Raw genomic sequence first — 17802 nt, forward strand, 5'->3', positions numbered from 1 at the left:
CTCGATATGACAAGCTCAAAAGAAATTATCAAAGTGCTGTTGCCTTAGCCTGTATATTTTTATGGCTACCTTTATAGGTTTAATTATGAACAGTAAATGTCAACAGACCCTAGAAAGCCACCAACTTGTTATTTTAAATTTAACAAATAGATTCAATACATTAAGATCACTCATCAATACAAACAACACTTATTTTTCATGAAAAGAAGTGCCCAACATCTGTACTATTGGACTGTTCTCGATTGGTGAGATATTACTTTTTGATGGTGAATGTTACTTAAACAATTAAAGTAAAATATGCTTATAGTATTTTCCTAAATATGAAACTGCTGGACTAAGTAGTAGATTTATAAAACTGCTCAAATCAAAGAACTTAGCTTTTTCCTTTTGTGCCCCTTACCACGATTTCTAGAACTCCTACCAATTCAGCATTCTGCTTTTCTAAAGCAGCAACATTCGCAATCGTCTTGTCTAATACTTCTTGTTGGACATGCATTTTTTTTGCCATATCTTGCATAATCTCAAGACCTTTTTTGAGGTGCAACTCTAAATGCAAGACTTTTTCCTCTAGCCTAACGATATCTTTTGCAGTATCAGTAGGTTGATTATTTTTAAACAAGAACCAAAACAAAAATAAAACTGCCAATAGCAATAATCCAATAAATCCCCAAACCATCATTAAGCCCATTACATTCCCCAATAAATTGTTTTTTATTATTTAGATATTAAAAAGATTCACACAAATCCAATAATCGATTCGCATAACCCCACTCATTATCATACCATGCAAAAACTTTTGCTTGATGCCCCACAACCATCGTTTGCGTCAGGTCGACAATTAATGAATATGGCGAATGATTAAAATCGCTTGATACCAAATCTTCATCGGTCACTTGCATAATTTGAGCATAGTCAAACTTAGCAGCTTTACTTAGAACTTCATTAATTTTATGAACTGTGATCGGTGAATGTGAAACAAATGAAAGATCTATAGCTGCAACATTGATAGTCGGTACACGAATAGAGTACCCATCTATACGACCATCCATTTTTGGCATCACGCGTTTTAATGCGCCCAAAGCACTTGAAGTAGTAGGAATAATATTTTGTCCAGACGCTCTGGCTCTTCGTAGATCACGATGAGCATGATCCAAAACTGATTGATCTGCAGTCACTGCATGGATCTCGGTCATGAGAGCAGTATCAATGCCAAAAGCATCATCAATAATTTTGACCAAAGGCACTAAGGCCTGTGTCGTACAAGAAACGCTAGAAATAATTTGATCAGTAGGTTTGACATCAGCATGATTAACACCATAGACGATAGCTGCATCAACAGAATCAAATGGTGCTGCACCAATAATTACTCGCTTTGCTCCTGCATCTATATGACGTGTTGCATCAGCTCTCGATCGAAATAAACCTGTGCATTCGAGCACAACATCTACAACCAAACCAGCCCAAGGTAATAGTTCTGGCTGCGCCTGTTTAAATACTTGCAGCTTTAGTTGTCTTTGATTTGAATGAATATTTAAAAAAATTTGTTCGTTCTCAATCTCAATATCGACTTGACCAGCAAAACGACCATGCGTTGTGTCATATTTAAAGAGATGAACTAAAGTTTGAACATCAGCAATATCATTAATCGCAACAATATCAAATTGAAATTGCTTAGGGCTTTCAAACCATGCACGTAATACATTTCGACCAATTCGACCAAATCCATTGATAGCGACACGTTGCATGCAAAGCCCTTATATTCATCAAAACATCATATTTTCTTGCTATATGGTAAAACATGATCAGCCTTGTTGAATATAGATTTTTAGCTGAAACACAGTTTTATATGATATTGCTTGCAAAATCGTTGGTCGGGCACACATTTTCCGTTATAATTTAGCACTTTTAAAATCTACGCCATGTAAATGCGCTTTGTTTGCAAAAATTCAAAAACAACTCGCCTATTTTACATATAGCCAAATTCAAAATTATGGAGTGTCTTGGTTGTGAGTACTCGTTTTATGACATCAGCTGAAATTCGTGAAGCATTTTTGCGTTACTTTGAATCGCAAGGGCATACACGTGTCGCTTCGAGTTCACTCGTTCCCGCCAACGACCCTACTTTATTATTCACAAATGCTGGTATGAACCAGTTTAAAGATTGTTTTCTTGGGTTAGAAAAGCGTGACTATGTACGTGCTGTTTCTTCTCAAAAATGTGTGCGTGCAGGTGGTAAACATAATGACCTAGACAATGTAGGTTACACAGCACGTCACCATACTTTCTTTGAAATGTTAGGTAACTTCTCATTTGGTGATTACTTCAAACGTGATGCATTAAAATTTGCTTGGGATTTTTTAACGAACGAGCAATGGCTAGCATTACCTAAAGATCGTTTATATGTCACTGTCTACCATACTGATGACGAAGCATTTGATATTTGGAACAAAGAGATTGGTTTAGACGCAAGCCGTATCATTCGTATCGGTGACAACAAAGGTGGTCTGTACGCATCAGATAATTTCTGGGCTATGGGTGATACTGGTCCGTGTGGTCCTTGTTCTGAAATTTTCTATGATCATGGTGATCACATTTGGGGTGGATTACCTGGTTCTCCAGAAGAAGATGGCGATCGCTTTATCGAGATCTGGAACAACGTATTTATGCAGTTCAATCGTACTGCTGATGGTGTGATGCACCCTCTCCCAGCTCCATCTGTAGATACAGGTATGGGCTTGGAACGTATTTCTGCTGTTCTACAACATGTTAATTCCAACTACGAAATCGACTTGTTCCAACACTTGCTAAAAGCTGCTGCAAATATCATTGGCATTCAAGATGAAGGACAACCATCATTACGTGTACTGGCTGACCATGCTCGTTCTTGCTGCTTCTTGATTGCTGATGGCGTAAACCCATCAAATGAAGGTCGTGGTTATGTTCTACGTCGTATTATCCGTCGTGCAGTACGTCATGGTAATAAGCTAGGCGCTACAGGTACATTCTTCTACAAGATGCTACAACCATTAGTCGAAGTTATGGGTGAAGCTTATCCAGAGCTTGCATCACGTAAAGATGTGATTGAAGCGACTTTACTACGTGAAGAAGAACAATTTGCAAAAACACTTGAGCAAGGTTTGAAGCTTTTAGAAGCTGAGCTTTCACAGTTGAAAGATACTGTGATTCCAGGTGCAACTGTATTTAAACTTTACGACACTTATGGCTTCCCAACTGACTTAACTGCTGATATTGCACGTGAACGTGGTTTTACCATCGACGAAACTGGCTTTGAAGTTGAAATGGCTGCACAACGTCAACGTGCACGTGACGCAGGTAAATTCGCAGTTGACTATAATAGTATTGTCAAAGTTGAAGGTGAAACTCAATTTGATGGCTATGATGCAACTCAAGGTCAAGGTCAAATCGTTGCAATCTACAAAGACGGTACTCAAGTTGATGAAATCAATGAGGGCGATGAAGCGCTTATCGTTTTAAACCAAACGCCTTTCTATGCAGAAAGCGGTGGTCAAATCGGCGATACAGGTATTTTCAAAAACGATACAGGTATTTTCGAAGTACAAGATACTAAGAAATCTGGTGGTGCTTTTGTGCATCAAGGTATCGTGACGATGGGTAGCTTAAAAGCAACTCAAAATGTTGAAGCAACAGTTAAAGCAGATATTCGTGCTGCTACAGCGCGTAATCACTCTGCCACTCACCTTCTACATGCAGCTTTACGTCAAATCTTAGGTGGTCACGTTCAGCAAAAAGGCTCATTGGTTGCAAGCGATATTTTACGTTTCGACTTTGCCAACGACCAACCAGTGACATTTGAACAGCTTCAACAAATCGAACGTCTAGTGAATGCTGAAGTTATTGCAAACACTCCAGTGACAACTGAATTGCTTGACATTGAGTCTGCAAAAGCCAAAGGTGCGATGATGCTGTTTGGTGAGAAGTATGGCGAAGAAGTTCGCGTTCTGTCGATGGGTTCAATTATCGAAGAGAAAAACTTCTCAATCGAACTTTGCGGTGGTATCCACGTTAAACGTACAGGTGATATCGGCTTATTCAAGATCACTTCTGAAGGTGGTGTAGCAGCTGGCGTTCGTCGTATTGAAGCTGTAACAGGAACTAAAGCTTTAGAAGCTGTTCAAAAAGCTGACAACGATATCCAAACAATTAATGGTTTATTGAAAGCTCAGAAAGAACAAACTGTAGAAAAAGTTGAAGCAATTGTTGAGACTGCATCAAGTTTGCAAAAACAAATTGAACAGTTAAATCAAAAATTAGCAAGTTTCCAAGCTGCTGATTTATTAGACCAAGTTAAAGAAATCGCTGGTCGTCAAACGTTAATCACAACCGTAAAAGGTTTAGATGCAAAGTCATTACGCAATTTGCATGACAGCGTAAAATCAAAATTGGAAGATGCAGTCATTATTTTAGCTGGCGTTGAAGGCGATAAAGTGAGTTTAATCGCGTCCGTCGCTAAACAATATGCTGCAAATCTAAAAGCGGGTGACATCATCAAACACTTGGCTCAAGAGCTAGGTGGTAAAGGTGGTGGTAAACCTGACTTAGCACAAGGTGGCGCGCCACTAAACGAGAAGTTTGATCAAGTTTTTGCAGCATTGCCTGCTTGGCTTGAGCAATAAGAACTTCACTTTTGTGTAACTGACCCTGATGCCTCTCAGGGTCATGGCTTATATGGAACAACTATGGCATTAATCGTTCAAAAATATGGCGGTACTTCTATGGGTACTCCTGAGCGCATTTTAAATGTTGCTCGTCGTGTCAAGCGCTGGCATGATCACGGTCACAAAGTGGTCGTTGTTGTGTCTGCAATGAGTGGTGAAACGAACCGCTTACTTGCGCTTGCAAAAGCCATTACCAACACCCCTGACCCACGTGAATTAGATCAAATGGTGTCAACGGGTGAACAAGTAACGATTTCCATGTTAGCTATGGCACTGAATTCAATTGGTGTAGAAGCTAAGTCATATACTGGTCGTCAAGTTGGTATCAAAACGGACAGTGCTTTTACCAAAGCGCGTATTGAATCTATTGATACTGATGTCATGACCAAAGATTTAGATGCAGGTCGTGTTCTCGTTGTTGCAGGTTTCCAAGGCTTTGATGCCGAAGGAAATACCACAACTTTAGGTCGTGGTGGTTCTGATACCTCTGGTGTTGCAATTGCAGCTGCATTAAAAGCTGATGAATGTCAGATTTACACTGATGTTGATGGCGTTTATACAACTGATCCACGTGTCGCACCTAAAGCGAAAAAGGTTGATCGTATTTCTTTTGAAGAAATGCTAGAAATGGCATCTTTGGGTTCAAAAGTTTTACAAATTCGCTCTGTTGAATTCGCAGGTAAATATCAAGTTCCATTACGTGTATTATCAAGTTTTGATAATGACGATGACGGCGCATTCGATGAAGAATTCAAACAAAATGTAGGCACACTAATTACGACTGAGGCTGAAGACGATATGGAACAACCAATCATCGCAGGTATTGCATTTAACCGTGACGAAGCAAAATTAACGATCTTAGGTGTTCCTGATGAACCAGGTATTGCATCTAAAATCTTGTCACCTATCAGCAATGCCAACATCGAAGTGGATATGATTATCCAAAACGTTGAAGAAGATGGTACAACTGATTTCACATTCACTGTAAATCGCAATGATTTAGCAAAAGCTAAGGCGATTTTAGAGCAAACAGCAAGCAGCATTGAAGGATGTGAAGTTGTTACTCGTGATGATATCGTTAAAGTATCAATCGTAGGTGTGGGTATGCGTTCGCATGCAGGTGTTGCAAGCAAAATGTTTACTGCATTAGCTGATGAAAGCATTAATATTTTGATGATTTCAACATCAGAAATCAAAATTTCTGTACTTATCGAAGAAAACTATTTAGAACTTGCCGTACGTTGTTTACACACAGCTTTTGGTCTAGATCGTGAACACGGCGAAAGCAGTGCACGTGCTTAATTAATAGCTTGTTAAACATATTTACTTTCAAGTAAATAGCAAAAAAAACAGAGCCACTATAGTTTTTACTACAGTGGCTCTGTTATATTAACCTTTGAGGTTTTTCAGTGATTCTCAACAGAACGTACGAAAAATAATGTTTTTTACATATTTCTGTTGGAATTTTCTGTATATTAAGGCTGTGCTTTCGAACAATGAATTCCCTGTCGCAAGTTTAAGCGTTTAGCAAGGAGATAAACATGCTGATTCTGACCCGTCGTGTCGGAGAAACATTAATGATTGGGGATCAAGTCAGTGTTACTGTGCTTGGCGTAAAAGGCAATCAGGTGCGTATTGGTGTTAATGCTCCAAAAGAAGTTTCTGTGCATCGTGAGGAAATTTACCAACGTATCCAACATGAACGTGCCATGCATGAGCATTTACAACATCTTGATCAGGATTATCAACTTTCGTATGAAGAAGATAATAGCGATTTTCCGCGACATAATAACTTTAATCGTTAATTTTCAGAATTCTCCCCACATAATTAAAGCGACACAAGATGGTCGCTTTAATTGTATTTAAAACCTCAATTTACAAGAAATTATAAACCTAAAGCTTTTTTTACAGGCGCGTAACTACGACGATGTTGATCAATTACGCCGTGTGCTGCAATAGCTTCAAAATGCGCTTTTGTAGGATAACCTTTGTGCTTTGCGAACCCATAATCAGGATATAATTCATCTAAGGTCTTCATTTGATGATCACGTGTAACTTTAGCTAAAATACTGGCTGCACTAATCTCAGCATGAGTCGCATCACCTCCCACAATTGCTTCACATGCAATCTCAATCCCTTTTGGAATTTGATTACCATCTACAATTACTTTGTGTGGCGTGGTCTTTAAATTTTCGACCGCACGGCGCATTGCAAGAAATGTGGCTTGCAGAATATTCATTTCATCAATTTCAGTGTGTGTCGCTTCAGCAATCGACCAAGCTAATGCCTTTTCTTTAATCTCTATAAACAACTTTTCGCGTTTCTTTTCAGTTAATTTCTTAGAATCATTTAATCCTTCGATTGGATTATTAGGATCTAGGATCACCGCAGCTGCAACAACTGAACCCACTAGAGGACCGCGCCCTGCTTCATCTACACCAGCAACAAACATAATTTACTCGCAAAAAATTGGCTGCATTTTAGCAGCCAATCAAAGTCAATTGAATACAGAACTATTTTACCACTTCTGATACACAAGCATTCATAGTTTTAGCTACTGCTACACCTGTTAAAGCTGTTCGCGCTTTAGAATCCACTGCAGCAAGTGCCAATTCTGAAGGTGATAAAACAGTAGGTGCATTTTTGCCAACGCATTTACAAATTTGGGTTTTCTTCTCTTTCTTCTGGGTCTTTGTCATTAATTTACTTGCAATTTTCCAAGCTGCAAAATCATCAATATCATGATTTCACTTAGTCTGTGCAGCAAACTGAAGTGCAGATGTTCCTAATTTTAAATTACTTTGCTCGCCACTTTGCACAGTACTACAAGCCGCCAAAGCAAACACCGTTGAAATTGCCAAAACAAATTTATTCTTATACATTTAATTACCATTTTAGTTGAATAATATCATGATTAATTTAACGTTTTAAGCATCTGAAAACGATCTAAAATTACAAGAATATATAAAAGGGGCTTAGGAAGTTAAGCATATCAAAAAGTATGGTAACTTCCTTATATGAAAGCAAAAAATAGATACTATTCCCGTTCAAGAATCACAGAGGCAAAATTCAGACAGATCATTCGCTTTTTTGCCATGGATTTAACTGCTTCAGATACAGCTAAACTCACCAATATTTCTGTACGTTCCATCAATACAATTTACATCAGGTTGCGTAAAAAGATTGCGGCTCAATGTGAGGAAATATCTCCTTTCAACGGTATCGTTGAACTTGATGAATCCTACTTTGGTGCTCGTCGTATTCGAGGAAAACGTGGACGTGGTGCATCAGGAAAAACCATTGTATTTGGACTACTCAAAAGAGATGGAAACGTATACACAGAAATTGTGCCTGAGTGCTCCAAAGCTACGCTACAGGGTATTATTCGGGGGCATATAGAGCTTGATTCTGTGATCAATACAGATGGATGGAGAGGCTATGATGGTTTAGTTGATATTGGTTTTGACAAACATTTAAGAGTGAATCATGGGGACAACGAATTTGCATGCGGGGAGCGTCATATTAACGGCATAGAATCATTCTGGGGATATGCTAAAAAGCGACTCGTCAAGTTTAATGGAATTGACAAAAAGATGTTTTATTTGCATCTTAAAGAAACGGAGTATCGCTTCAATCATCGGAACGGTAATTTATATCTCGATTTGCTTAAATTACTCCGTAACAATCCTCTTTAACTTCCTAAGCCCCTATAAAATTATTTTGCTAAGAAACAAAGCTGAAAATTATTCAGCTTTGCTTATGTATCTTACTTTTATTTCTTTAATGCTTCAGACACGCAGGCATTAACAGTTTCAGCAACCACTTGATTCACGATCGTTGCTCTTGCAGTTGGATCAATTGCAGCTGTAGCCAACTCCAAAGTCGTTACACTATTGGGCGCTTTTTCACTTACACACCCACAAACATCAATCTGAATATTTTCACGCTGTTCAGTGGTCATCAAACGTGTTGCTGTTTTCCATGCAGGTAATGTATTGATTTCACTCATACATTTAGCATTAACCGCAACCTTTAATGCCGTTACACCTAACTGTTGAGATGTAGATGGTGTTGTAGAAGTATTTGTATTTGGCGCAACACATCCATTTAAAACAAATAATACTGGCAGAGCCAACAATAATTTTTTCACAACTTTTAACCTTATAGCGACTTAATTGCAGTCGTATTTTGCACAAAGCATTTTATTAAGCAATTGTCACTACCGACTTATTACATATTTAAACATAACGAGTTCGATTAATAATCGTTGCAAGGACAAGACGCTCTGTTACATATACACCGTATGAGGAATAAATAACGCTATTTAAAATCTACAAAATCATATCACAGCTAGGATGTTGCGATGTCAACCTCAGCACAGTACTACACTCGCACAGCACAAGTATTACATTGGCTCATGGCCGCTATTTTTATCGTTGCATGGCTTATTGGATTTTACAGTGGAAATTTTTTAAGTTATGAAGTTGATGGAACGTTTAAAGGCACTGTTATTACACTTCATAAGAATATTGCAACAACCATTATCTTTTTAGTCGTTATAAGAATTTTTTGGCGTTATACCCATCCAGCCCCACAACTACCAAATGCCATGTCACCAATGATGAAAACCTTGGCACACATTGGTCATTTTTTATTATATTTAATGTTATTAGCCCTACCCATTACAGGCTGTTTATTCAGTTGGAGCGCTGGTCACCCTGCCCCTGTTTTATACTTATTTGAAATTCCTCGTCTAGTTCAAGACAATCCAGATTTATTAGCAATCGTTAAACCCCTACACATTTATATATCGTGGTTTGCGGGCTTACTCATTGCAGGTCATATTCTCGCAGCGATTAAACATCATCTCATCGACAAAGATAATGTATTGCTCAGCATGCTAAGACAACCCAAATAAAAATTGATATAAAAAAACCGCTTATCGCGGTTTTTTTATGCATTAGATTTTTCTAACTTCGGTAATCCATTTCTGCTTATCATCATCAGAAATAAACGAAGCTTCAAAAGAGTTAATCGCAAGCTGCTTTAATTCTTCATTTGATAAATTCAAAGCTTGTTGAATCGCAATAAAGTTATCATTCATGTATCCACCGAAATATGAAGGATCATCCGAGTTTACAGTGACATGCACACCTTTTTGTAGCAAACGACGAATGTTATGCTCAGTCATATCTTTCACGACACAGAGCTTTAAGTTACTTAACGGGCACACTGTTAAGGGCATTTTCTCTGCAATCAGGCGCGTCATCAGTTGCTCGTCTTCTTCTGAACGAACACCATGATCAATACGATTCACCTTAAGTAAATCTAAAGCTTCCCATATATATTCAGGAGGACCTTCTTCTCCAGCATGTGCGACGATCAAGAAACCAGCTTCTCGTGCTTTGGCAAAAACACGTTCAAATTTTGATGGTGGGTGTCCAACTTCACTTGAATCCAAACCTATGGCAATAATGTCATCTTTGAATGGCAAGGCTTGTTCTAACGTTTCAAATGCTTTTTCTTCACTTAAATGGCGCAAGAAACACATAATCAATTGAGAGCTAATACCCAACTTTTCTTTTGCATCGGTGCATGCACGCTTTAAACCATTTAAAACGGTAACAAACTTAACACCACGCTCAGTGTGTGTTTGTGGATCAAAGAACATTTCTGTATGTACCACTCGATCTTCTGCGCATTTTTCAAAGTATGCCCAAGCTAAATCGTAGAAGTCTTGCTCATGCACTAACACATTGGCGCCAGCATAATAAATATCTAAAAAAGATTGAAGGTTATGAAAGTTATAAGCCTGTTTCACTTCTTCAACAGATTGATAAGGAATCTGAATCTGATTGCGCTGTGCAATAGCGAACATCAACTCTGGCTCAAATGTCCCTTCAATATGCACATGTAATTCGGCTTTGGGCAAAGCACGAATCAGCTCGATTTGATCCATATAAACTCCACGTCTAAATAAAAAAGGGTGCTGCCTAACACGGTACACCCTTTAAAGGTTTTATCACTTAGTTTTAAGTGGCTTAGCCACCAAATGCAACAAATTTAAATACCCAAAGTGCAGCAATAATCCACACCATATAAGGTACTGTTTTTGCCTTACCCGTAAACAGCTTAACCAATGCATAACTAATGAAACCCATTGCAATACCATCGGCAATTGAATAGGTAAATGGCATAAATACGATCGTTAAAAATGCAGGTACAGCTTCAGTAATATCATCCCAATCAATGTGCGTAATTCCTTGAATCATTAGCACACCGATAAATAATAGTGCTGGTGCAGTTGCAAAACCTGGTACGGATTGTGCCAAAGGAGCTAAGAATAAGCAGCCAATGAAAAGTAAAGCAACCACAACCGCCGTTAAACCTGTGCGACCACCAGCCGCTACACCAGAAGCTGATTCAATATACGGGGTGGTAGATGATGTACCTAATGCAGCTCCCGCTACAATTGCAGTTGAGTCAGCAAATAGGGCTTTCTTTAATCGTGGTAATTTACCATCTTGAAGCAATCCAGCGCGATGTGAAACACCCACCAAAGTCCCGGTACTATCAAACAAGTCAACGATAAAGAATACAAAAATAACCCCGACCATACTTGCAGTAAATAGACCTTCAAAATCCATTTGCATAAAAGTAGGTGCGATTGATGGGATATGTCCTACAACACCTTTGAATTCATTCAAACCCAAAACAGTCGCTATTGCAGTGACAACTAAAATACTGATGATGATTGCACCACGAACTTTTAATTGATGCAAAACAACAATCATTAAAAATCCGAATAATGCTAACAATACTGTTGGCTGTTTAATATCACCCAATCCAACCAATGTCGCTGGATTATCTACAATAATTCCTGCATTTTTAAGCGCAATCAATGCAAGGAAAAGACCAATTCCCCCACCAATCGCGAACTTTAAAGACATCGGAATCGCATTGACGATTGCCTCACGAATTTTAAAGAAACTGATAGCAAGGAAAACAAGACCTGAGACAAATACCGCTGCTAGAGCAGTTTGCCAAGGCACCCCCATACCCAAACACACAGAATAGGTAAAATATGCATTTAAACCCATACCTGGTGCGAGTGCGATCGGATAATTCGCCACAATCCCCATGACCAAACACCCGATTGCAGCAGCCAAACAGGTTGCAACAAACACAGCACCATGATCCATTCCGGTTTCAGAAAGAATGAGTGGATTTACAATGATGATGTAACACATGGTCAAAAATGTGGTTACACCTGCTAGAACTTCTGTTCTAAAGTTGGTTTTGTTATCACTTAATTTAAATAAGCGTTCTAACAGTCCAACTGAAGCATTAGGCGTTGTCATATAGCACCTGTTAAAATCTAAGATCGTAGAATATGAAATCTATACGCTTGTGTTTCAAATAATTTTTTGAATGTACACAAAATGGTATACAAGGCTAAAAGCAATCTACATGCCAGTTTCACGCTTGCTATACAGAGGAGATGTATAAATTTGGTTCCGATTTCAAAATGTAAAAAGCCGCATAACAAGATGCAGCTTTTTTATTTAATGGTAAATATTTTAACAGATTCTAATAAAAACTTGGACACAACCCGATAAAAAAAGCTAAATCCTGTGACATTTCACCTGAGAACTTAATTATTCGCTTCGGTAGGTCGCTAATCGAGAATGCTTCACATAATTTGGATTGTGTTGAATCGAATTTAGGCTATGTTCTGCATCGTTCACAATCTTCATCAGCTCTTGTCTTTTTTTGTTCTGCGAATCAACATAAACCGCATAACCCAAAATAAAAACAGAACAGAGAATAAGTATTGAAAGTACTATCTTCATTATTATTATCTCTAATGTATGCTTTTCTTAAATACTAACAAATGTGTACAAATGTATATCAATTAAAACTTTTAAATAAAAAACAAACGTAATGTCACAATAAATTTTTCCGACAAAAGCTGAATTTGATTATTTTTTACACACTTAAATACTAGAATAATAAAGTATTTTAATCAACAACTTTTACATAAATTCAATTAGATAATTTTAATATTTTACCAATTGATTAATTAATATTTATTAAATCAGTAATAATTTAAGCTTAAAAAGTACCTTTATCGCTTAAAGGTACTATTTGATATTGCTAAAAATCGCTTTTAGAACTGATAGTTAACTCTTACTAAGAAGTTACGTGGTGTTCCAGGCATAGAGTCCGAACGCCAATATTCTTTGTTGGTTAAATTATTCACGGCAAGCGTAATATTCCAAGGATTTGCACTATAACCAATCGCAGCATCAAGTCTTGTAAAACCTTTTAAATCAGTGGATGTACTATTGAGATTACCATTTGGATGAACTTTTGCATCACCCACATATGTAGCACCTAGCTCAGTATAGATTTGATCTGTCGGCAGATATCGAATAAACAAATTTCCTGATGGATGGAAAACAGGGTCAATAAATTAGCTCGTCGTTTATTGCCAAAAGCTTATGCGGAAATTGATGCAAATACTCAATTTGATAGGAAAAATCTGCGTCTAGGTATCGAAGTTACTTTATAAAAATGATTAAACATTAAATTAAAATCGAACGCTTCGTTCGGTTTTAATTATTATTCGGAAATAAATCAATGCGGACTAGATTTTGATAAAAGGTTTAGAATCAACACACCACACATAATTAATGCTATGCCGATAATTCCCCATAGATCCAATTTTTGATCATAGAAAAACCAAGCAAAGGTCGTGATGAATACAATTCCTACCCCAGACCATATCGCATAAGCAATACCAACTGGAATTGTTTTCAGGGTCAAAGATAAGCAATAAAATGCAATGATGTAACCTAAAATCACAATGATCGAAGCAAATGGCTTTGTAAACCCTTCGCTACTTTTCAGTGCAGATGTCGCAATCACTTCTGCTGTGATCGCTACTAATAAAAATATCCAACTTTTCATTTACCACACCTGCTCTATCCAAACAAACATTTCACATCTATTAATTCAATCATAAAAAAACACCCTTTAATAAAAAGGGTGTTTTCTGGTTCTAAGATCAAGAATCTATTAATAATATTTAAGCAGATTTCTTCGCCATATTATTTTTACGAATCGTAATCATCACCAACTGAACTGCTGCAGGAGTCACACCTGGGATACGGCTTGCTTGCGCTAAAGTTTCAGGGCGAACTGTTTTAAGCTTTTGAGTGATCTCGCGAGATAAACCTGAAACACCATCATATTCAAAGTCAGCAGGAATCTTCGTTTCTTCAAGGCGTTTCATCTGAGCAACATCATCATGTTGACGGTTGATATAACCTTCATATTTCACAGCAATTTCAATTTGCTCACCGACCTGTTCAGAAACCTCTGAGCCTGTAAGTTCAGCAATTTGACCAAAATTAATATTTGGACGTTTCAATAAATCAATCGCGCTACACTCTTTGCTTAGGTCTGCACCCGTCATTTCAACAAACTTTTTGCCCATTGGGTTATTCGGTGCTGCCCATAAGTGTTGTAAACGTGATGTCTCACGCTCAACAGCTTCCATTTTTTCGCTATATGCAGCCCAACGTTCGTCATCAACTAAACCGAGTTCACGACCAATTGGGGTTAAACGTTGATCTGCATTATCTTCACGAAGCATCAAACGATATTCTGCACGTGAGGTAAACATGCGATATGGTTCTTTAGTCCCTAATGTAATCAGGTCATCTACCAGTACGCCCATATATGCTTGATCACGTTTTGGTGTCCACTCTTCTTGTTCCCAAGCACGACGTGCTGCATTCAAACCAGCAAGTAAACCTTGAGCACCTGCTTCTTCATAACCAGTGGTACCATTAATTTGACCAGCAAAATACAAGTTTTGAATTGCTTTAGTTTCAAGCGTAAATTTCAATGCTTGCGGATTGAAATAGTCATATTCAATTGCATAACCTGGACGCAAGATATGAGCATTTTCCATACCACGAATCGAACGTACAAGATTGAACTGAACGTCAAATGGCAATGAGGTTGAGATACCATTTGGATAAAGCTCATGCGTATCTAAACCTTCAGGCTCAAGAAACACCTGATGCGAATCTTTATCAGCAAAACGATGAATTTTATCTTCAATCGAAGGACAGTAACGAGGACCTACCCCTTCAATCACACCTGTATACATAGGTGAACGATCTAAACCACCACGAATAATTTCATGTGTTTTTTCACTGGTATGAGTGATGTAGCAGTTCACTTGTTCAGGGTGCATCGATACATCACCCATAAATGACATTACTGGAGATGGGAAATCACCTGGTTGTGGTGTCATCACAGAGAAATCAACGGTACGCGCGTCAATACGCGGTGGTGTACCTGTTTTTAAACGACCTACTGGAAGTTTTAACTCACGTAAACGATGCGCCAAAGCAATTGAAGGAGGATCACCTGCACGACCACCGCTCGAATTTTGCAACCCGATATGAATGACACCACCTAAGAAAGTACCCGTGGTGAGTACAACGGTTTTGGTATCAAAACGAATACCCATTTGGGTCACAACACCTTTTACGGTATCGCCTTCAACAATTAAATCGTCAGCAGCTTGTTGGAAAATATCCAAATTCGCTTGGTTTTCTAAAGTATGACGAATTGCGGCTTTATAACGGACACGGTCTGCTTGAGCACGCGTCGCACGCACAGCAGCACCTTTGCGCGAGTTTAAAATACGGAATTGAATACCGCCCTTATCAGCAGCAAGTGCCATTGCGCCGCCAAGCGCATCTATCTCACGCACTAAGTGCGATTTACCAATACCACCAATCGCTGGGTTACAGCTCATCTGCCCCAAAGTCTCAATATTATGCGTCAACAATAATGTTTGTCTTCCCATACGAGCCGCCGCAAGCGCAGCTTCCGTACCAGCGTGACCGCCACCAATTACGATAACGTCGTAAACTTTAGGATAGTGCATAGTGGTAATGTGTATTTAAAAAATGACAGAGTATTATACAGAAGTTTTCTATTAAGTTGACAAAATCCGTCAATATTCTTGTAATCCCCATCTGCTTAGCTTGATTTAAATATATACAAAATAAAACTTAATGTTGCACTTTTCATGCATTGTTAACACATGGACTTATAACTATTAACCTGATATCCACTGTTCCGATTCAAAAAATTCTTATCATTATTAGTGCATAACAAATACTTTAGGAAAATGATATGAACACTAAGCTTTTATTTTCGACGCTTATTTGTAGCCTGTGTTTTGCTGTAACAGCACAAACCAATGCAAAAACCACAGTTGATGCACAAACTCAAAAGTATCAACAAGTATGTAAGGGCAAAAAACAAGGTGATATGATTTCATTTGCCTACAAAGGTGTTGTCTTTAATGGTACATGTGAGCCAAATGAAGCTGGTAAATTGGCATTCCAACCTCCAATGCCTGCGAATAATACAATGCCTGAAACTCAAACTAAGATTTCAGAAACACAATCAGAACCTCGACCAGTGATTGCGCCTGTTCAGCCTATGGAAATGACACCTCCTCCAATGGAACAATCAGCTCCACAAATTGAACAAACAGCTCCATAAGAAATTGGACACCTATATATAGTTATATAAGGATGCTGTTCAGCATCCTTATTTTTTGTTCAGGCTATATCAAAAGAATTATGTTTGAAAAAACATCTTAAAATTGTAATCAGTCTATTTTATAATCCCTCTGCATGGTCTGAATCTATTACAATAACCAAAATACATTAACTTAGGTTTTCCTGTGAACTGGCTACAAATTCATATTACTGTCGATCAAGAACAAGTTGAACTAACTGAAACTTTGCTCCTTTCTTTGGGTGCTGTCAGCGTTACGCTAGATGATGCCGAAGATCAAGCACTGCTTGAGCCATTACCAGGTGAAACCCCTCTTTGGAATAAAGTCATTGTAACGGGCATTTATCAACAAGAAGAAGATGCTCCAATTGATGTTGATACTTTAGAAGCATTTTTAAAAGCACAACTCCCTGATGTTCCAATGCGCCATGAGTATTTAGAAAACCAAGTTTGGGAACGCGCATGGATGGATTATTACGAACCAATTCAAATTGGTGAAAAATATTGGATCGTACCAGAATGGTTAGAGCCACCTGAAGCGGATGCAACCAACATTAAACTGGATCCAGGCTTAGCATTCGGTACAGGTAACCATGCCAGTACATTCCTATGCTTACAATGGCTAGGTAAGACTGATGTAAAAGATAAAATCGTGATTGATTACGGCTGTGGGTCAGGCATCTTGGGTGTTGCTGCTCTTCTATTAGGTGCTAAAAAAGTATATGCCACAGACATTGATCCACAAGCTGTTCTAGCAACAAAACAAAATGCAGAGTTGAATGGTGTACTTGAGCGTCTGTACGTTGGCTTACCAGAAGAATTCAATAACGAGTTTAAAGGTCAACAATCGGACATACTTGTTGCAAATATTTTAGCAGCACCTCTAATGGCTTTAGCGCCTGAATTCTCAACTTTAATTAAAAATGAGGGGGAGTTCGCACTTGCTGGTGTAATCGAAGAGCAAGTTGCTGATGTTTCTAGTGTTTACTCTGAGTTTTTTGATATATTAGAGATCGAAAAGCGCGAAGAGAACTGGTGTCGCATTTCAGGAAAACGCAAAACAACAATTTGAGAATATTGTTCCTCATGAGTGAAAAACAAACCCGCTGCCCTAAATGCTCAACCGTGTATAAAGTGACCCCTTCACAACTCAGTGTTGCTCAGGGCATGGTTTGTTGTCCTAAGTGCGTTATTAACTTTAATGCACTGACCAATCTTTTAAATACAGAGACAAACGAAACGATTCCTACACAAACCAATCGTTCACTATTCTCCTCTATCCAACCTGATAGTAGCTTTGCTGAAAAGCAAATGCAGATTTTAAGTATTTTCGATCAAAAAATTGAAAACTCAAATATCGATCTTTTGACCTATCTCTCTGTACACGACAAATTTCATAGAGCCCTTGTCCTATCAGGCTTTTTCTTTCTTAAAATTGCGAGCACTTTCTTAAATTCCTCTTTTTTCCCAAAACCAATCAAACGTAGAA

The 17802-nt window shown here is 38.2% G+C and carries 18 protein-coding genes and 2 pseudogenes; 8 read left to right on the plus strand and 12 right to left on the minus strand.

Translation table 11 applies throughout. The features are described 5' to 3' along the window. Window positions 1-373: 373 nt before the first annotated feature. Together ACSC97_RS14325 and ACSC97_RS14330 are read right to left on the minus strand one after the other, a co-directional pair. Window positions 374-688: a hypothetical protein gene (locus tag ACSC97_RS14325; protein ID WP_436661577.1), complete on the minus strand. Its 315-nt coding sequence runs from the start codon at window positions 686-688 to the stop codon at window positions 374-376. Window positions 689-725: 37 nt separating this feature from the next. Then, the gene (locus tag ACSC97_RS14330; RefSeq protein WP_129263282.1) at window positions 726-1745 is read right to left on the minus strand and encodes a type I glyceraldehyde-3-phosphate dehydrogenase; all 1020 of its coding nucleotides are present in this window, start codon (window positions 1743-1745) and stop codon (window positions 726-728) included. A gap of 261 nt (window positions 1746-2006) precedes the next feature. Here ACSC97_RS14330 and alaS point away from each other — a divergent pair, with 261 nt between their 5' ends. The 3 genes from alaS to csrA all read left to right on the plus strand — a co-directional run bounded on the left by alaS (window position 2007) and on the right by csrA (window position 6502). Beyond that, window positions 2007-4655 carry an alanine--tRNA ligase gene (alaS, locus tag ACSC97_RS14335; protein WP_416701664.1) on the plus strand — a complete coding sequence of 883 codons (2649 nt, stop codon included), beginning with the start codon at window positions 2007-2009 and terminating at the stop codon, window positions 4653-4655. A 63-nt stretch (window positions 4656-4718) separates the two neighbouring features. Further along, a complete protein-coding gene (locus tag ACSC97_RS14340) occupies window positions 4719-5999 on the plus strand; it encodes an aspartate kinase (protein ID WP_004955120.1) in 1281 nt (426 codons plus the stop codon). A 239-nt stretch (window positions 6000-6238) separates the two neighbouring features. Further along, the gene (csrA, locus tag ACSC97_RS14345) at window positions 6239-6502 is read left to right on the plus strand and encodes a carbon storage regulator CsrA (protein ID WP_004912217.1); all 264 of its coding nucleotides are present in this window, start codon (window positions 6239-6241) and stop codon (window positions 6500-6502) included. Between the two features lie 80 nt (window positions 6503-6582). Here the strand turns inward: csrA and rnhB are convergent, their stop codons facing one another. The 3 genes from rnhB to ACSC97_RS14360 all read right to left on the minus strand — a co-directional run bounded on the left by rnhB (window position 6583) and on the right by ACSC97_RS14360 (window position 7579). Beyond that, complete coding sequence (gene rnhB, locus ACSC97_RS14350; RefSeq protein WP_004912218.1) at window positions 6583-7149, minus strand: ribonuclease HII; 567 nt, start codon at window positions 7147-7149, stop codon at window positions 6583-6585. 61 nt (window positions 7150-7210) lie between these two features. After that, window positions 7211-7396 (minus strand): hypothetical protein, encoded by a 186-nt coding sequence (locus ACSC97_RS14355; RefSeq protein ID WP_436661581.1) that lies wholly within the window; start codon window positions 7394-7396, stop codon window positions 7211-7213. Between the two features lie 48 nt (window positions 7397-7444). Further along, complete coding sequence (locus ACSC97_RS14360) at window positions 7445-7579, minus strand: hypothetical protein (RefSeq protein ID WP_436661583.1); 135 nt, start codon at window positions 7577-7579, stop codon at window positions 7445-7447. A 135-nt stretch (window positions 7580-7714) separates the two neighbouring features. On the opposite strand from ACSC97_RS14360, the gene ACSC97_RS14365 reads away from it, so the two are divergent. Next, on the plus strand, window positions 7715-8392 hold the full coding sequence (locus ACSC97_RS14365; protein ID WP_436661585.1) for an IS1595-like element ISAju1 family transposase: 678 nt from the start codon (window positions 7715-7717) through the stop codon (window positions 8390-8392). 77 nt (window positions 8393-8469) lie between these two features. Here the strand turns inward: ACSC97_RS14365 and ACSC97_RS14370 are convergent, their stop codons facing one another. Continuing rightward, entirely contained in the window at window positions 8470-8847 is a 378-nt protein-coding gene (locus ACSC97_RS14370) for a hypothetical protein (RefSeq protein WP_004962943.1), read from the minus strand. 213 nt (window positions 8848-9060) lie between these two features. Between ACSC97_RS14370 and ACSC97_RS14375 the strand changes: the two genes are divergently transcribed. Next, window positions 9061-9615 carry a cytochrome b gene (locus tag ACSC97_RS14375; protein WP_436661587.1) on the plus strand — a complete coding sequence of 185 codons (555 nt, stop codon included), beginning with the start codon at window positions 9061-9063 and terminating at the stop codon, window positions 9613-9615. Window positions 9616-9657: 42 nt separating this feature from the next. Here the strand turns inward: ACSC97_RS14375 and ACSC97_RS14380 are convergent, their stop codons facing one another. From ACSC97_RS14380 to mnmG, 6 genes and pseudogenes are all read right to left on the minus strand, one after another. Next, window positions 9658-10656 (minus strand): adenosine deaminase, encoded by a 999-nt coding sequence (locus tag ACSC97_RS14380; protein ID WP_005402349.1) that lies wholly within the window; start codon window positions 10654-10656, stop codon window positions 9658-9660. 82 nt (window positions 10657-10738) lie between these two features. Next, window positions 10739-12058, minus strand: a complete 1320-nt coding sequence (locus ACSC97_RS14385) for an NCS2 family permease (protein WP_004912229.1) — start codon at window positions 12056-12058, stop codon at window positions 10739-10741. Window positions 12059-12355: 297 nt separating this feature from the next. After that, entirely contained in the window at window positions 12356-12550 is a 195-nt protein-coding gene (locus ACSC97_RS14390) for a hypothetical protein (RefSeq protein WP_004912232.1), read from the minus strand. Between the two features lie 317 nt (window positions 12551-12867). After that, window positions 12868-13149: pseudogene (locus tag ACSC97_RS14395) on the minus strand (TonB-dependent siderophore receptor); the annotation flags it as partial. Window positions 13150-13337: 188 nt separating this feature from the next. Continuing rightward, complete coding sequence (locus ACSC97_RS14400) at window positions 13338-13670, minus strand: DMT family transporter (protein ID WP_436661590.1); 333 nt, start codon at window positions 13668-13670, stop codon at window positions 13338-13340. 118 nt (window positions 13671-13788) lie between these two features. Beyond that, the gene (mnmG, locus tag ACSC97_RS14405) at window positions 13789-15669 is read right to left on the minus strand and encodes a tRNA uridine-5-carboxymethylaminomethyl(34) synthesis enzyme MnmG (RefSeq protein ID WP_099948890.1); all 1881 of its coding nucleotides are present in this window, start codon (window positions 15667-15669) and stop codon (window positions 13789-13791) included. A gap of 251 nt (window positions 15670-15920) precedes the next feature. Here mnmG and ACSC97_RS14410 point away from each other — a divergent pair, with 251 nt between their 5' ends. The 3 genes and pseudogenes from ACSC97_RS14410 to ACSC97_RS14420 all read left to right on the plus strand — a co-directional run. Beyond that, window positions 15921-16295, plus strand: coding sequence for a hypothetical protein (locus ACSC97_RS14410; protein ID WP_436661592.1), 375 nt, complete (start codon window positions 15921-15923; stop codon window positions 16293-16295). Between the two features lie 184 nt (window positions 16296-16479). Beyond that, window positions 16480-17385, plus strand: coding sequence for a 50S ribosomal protein L11 methyltransferase (prmA, locus tag ACSC97_RS14415; RefSeq protein ID WP_283324866.1), 906 nt, complete (start codon window positions 16480-16482; stop codon window positions 17383-17385). A 14-nt stretch (window positions 17386-17399) separates the two neighbouring features. Continuing rightward, window positions 17400-17693, plus strand: a pseudogene (locus ACSC97_RS14420) (MJ0042-type zinc finger domain-containing protein); the annotation flags it as partial. Window positions 17694-17802: the final 109 nt, after the last annotated feature.

This window comes from Acinetobacter sp. P1(2025) (assembly GCF_051390655.1).
GTDB lineage: Bacteria > Pseudomonadota > Gammaproteobacteria > Pseudomonadales > Moraxellaceae > Acinetobacter > Acinetobacter junii.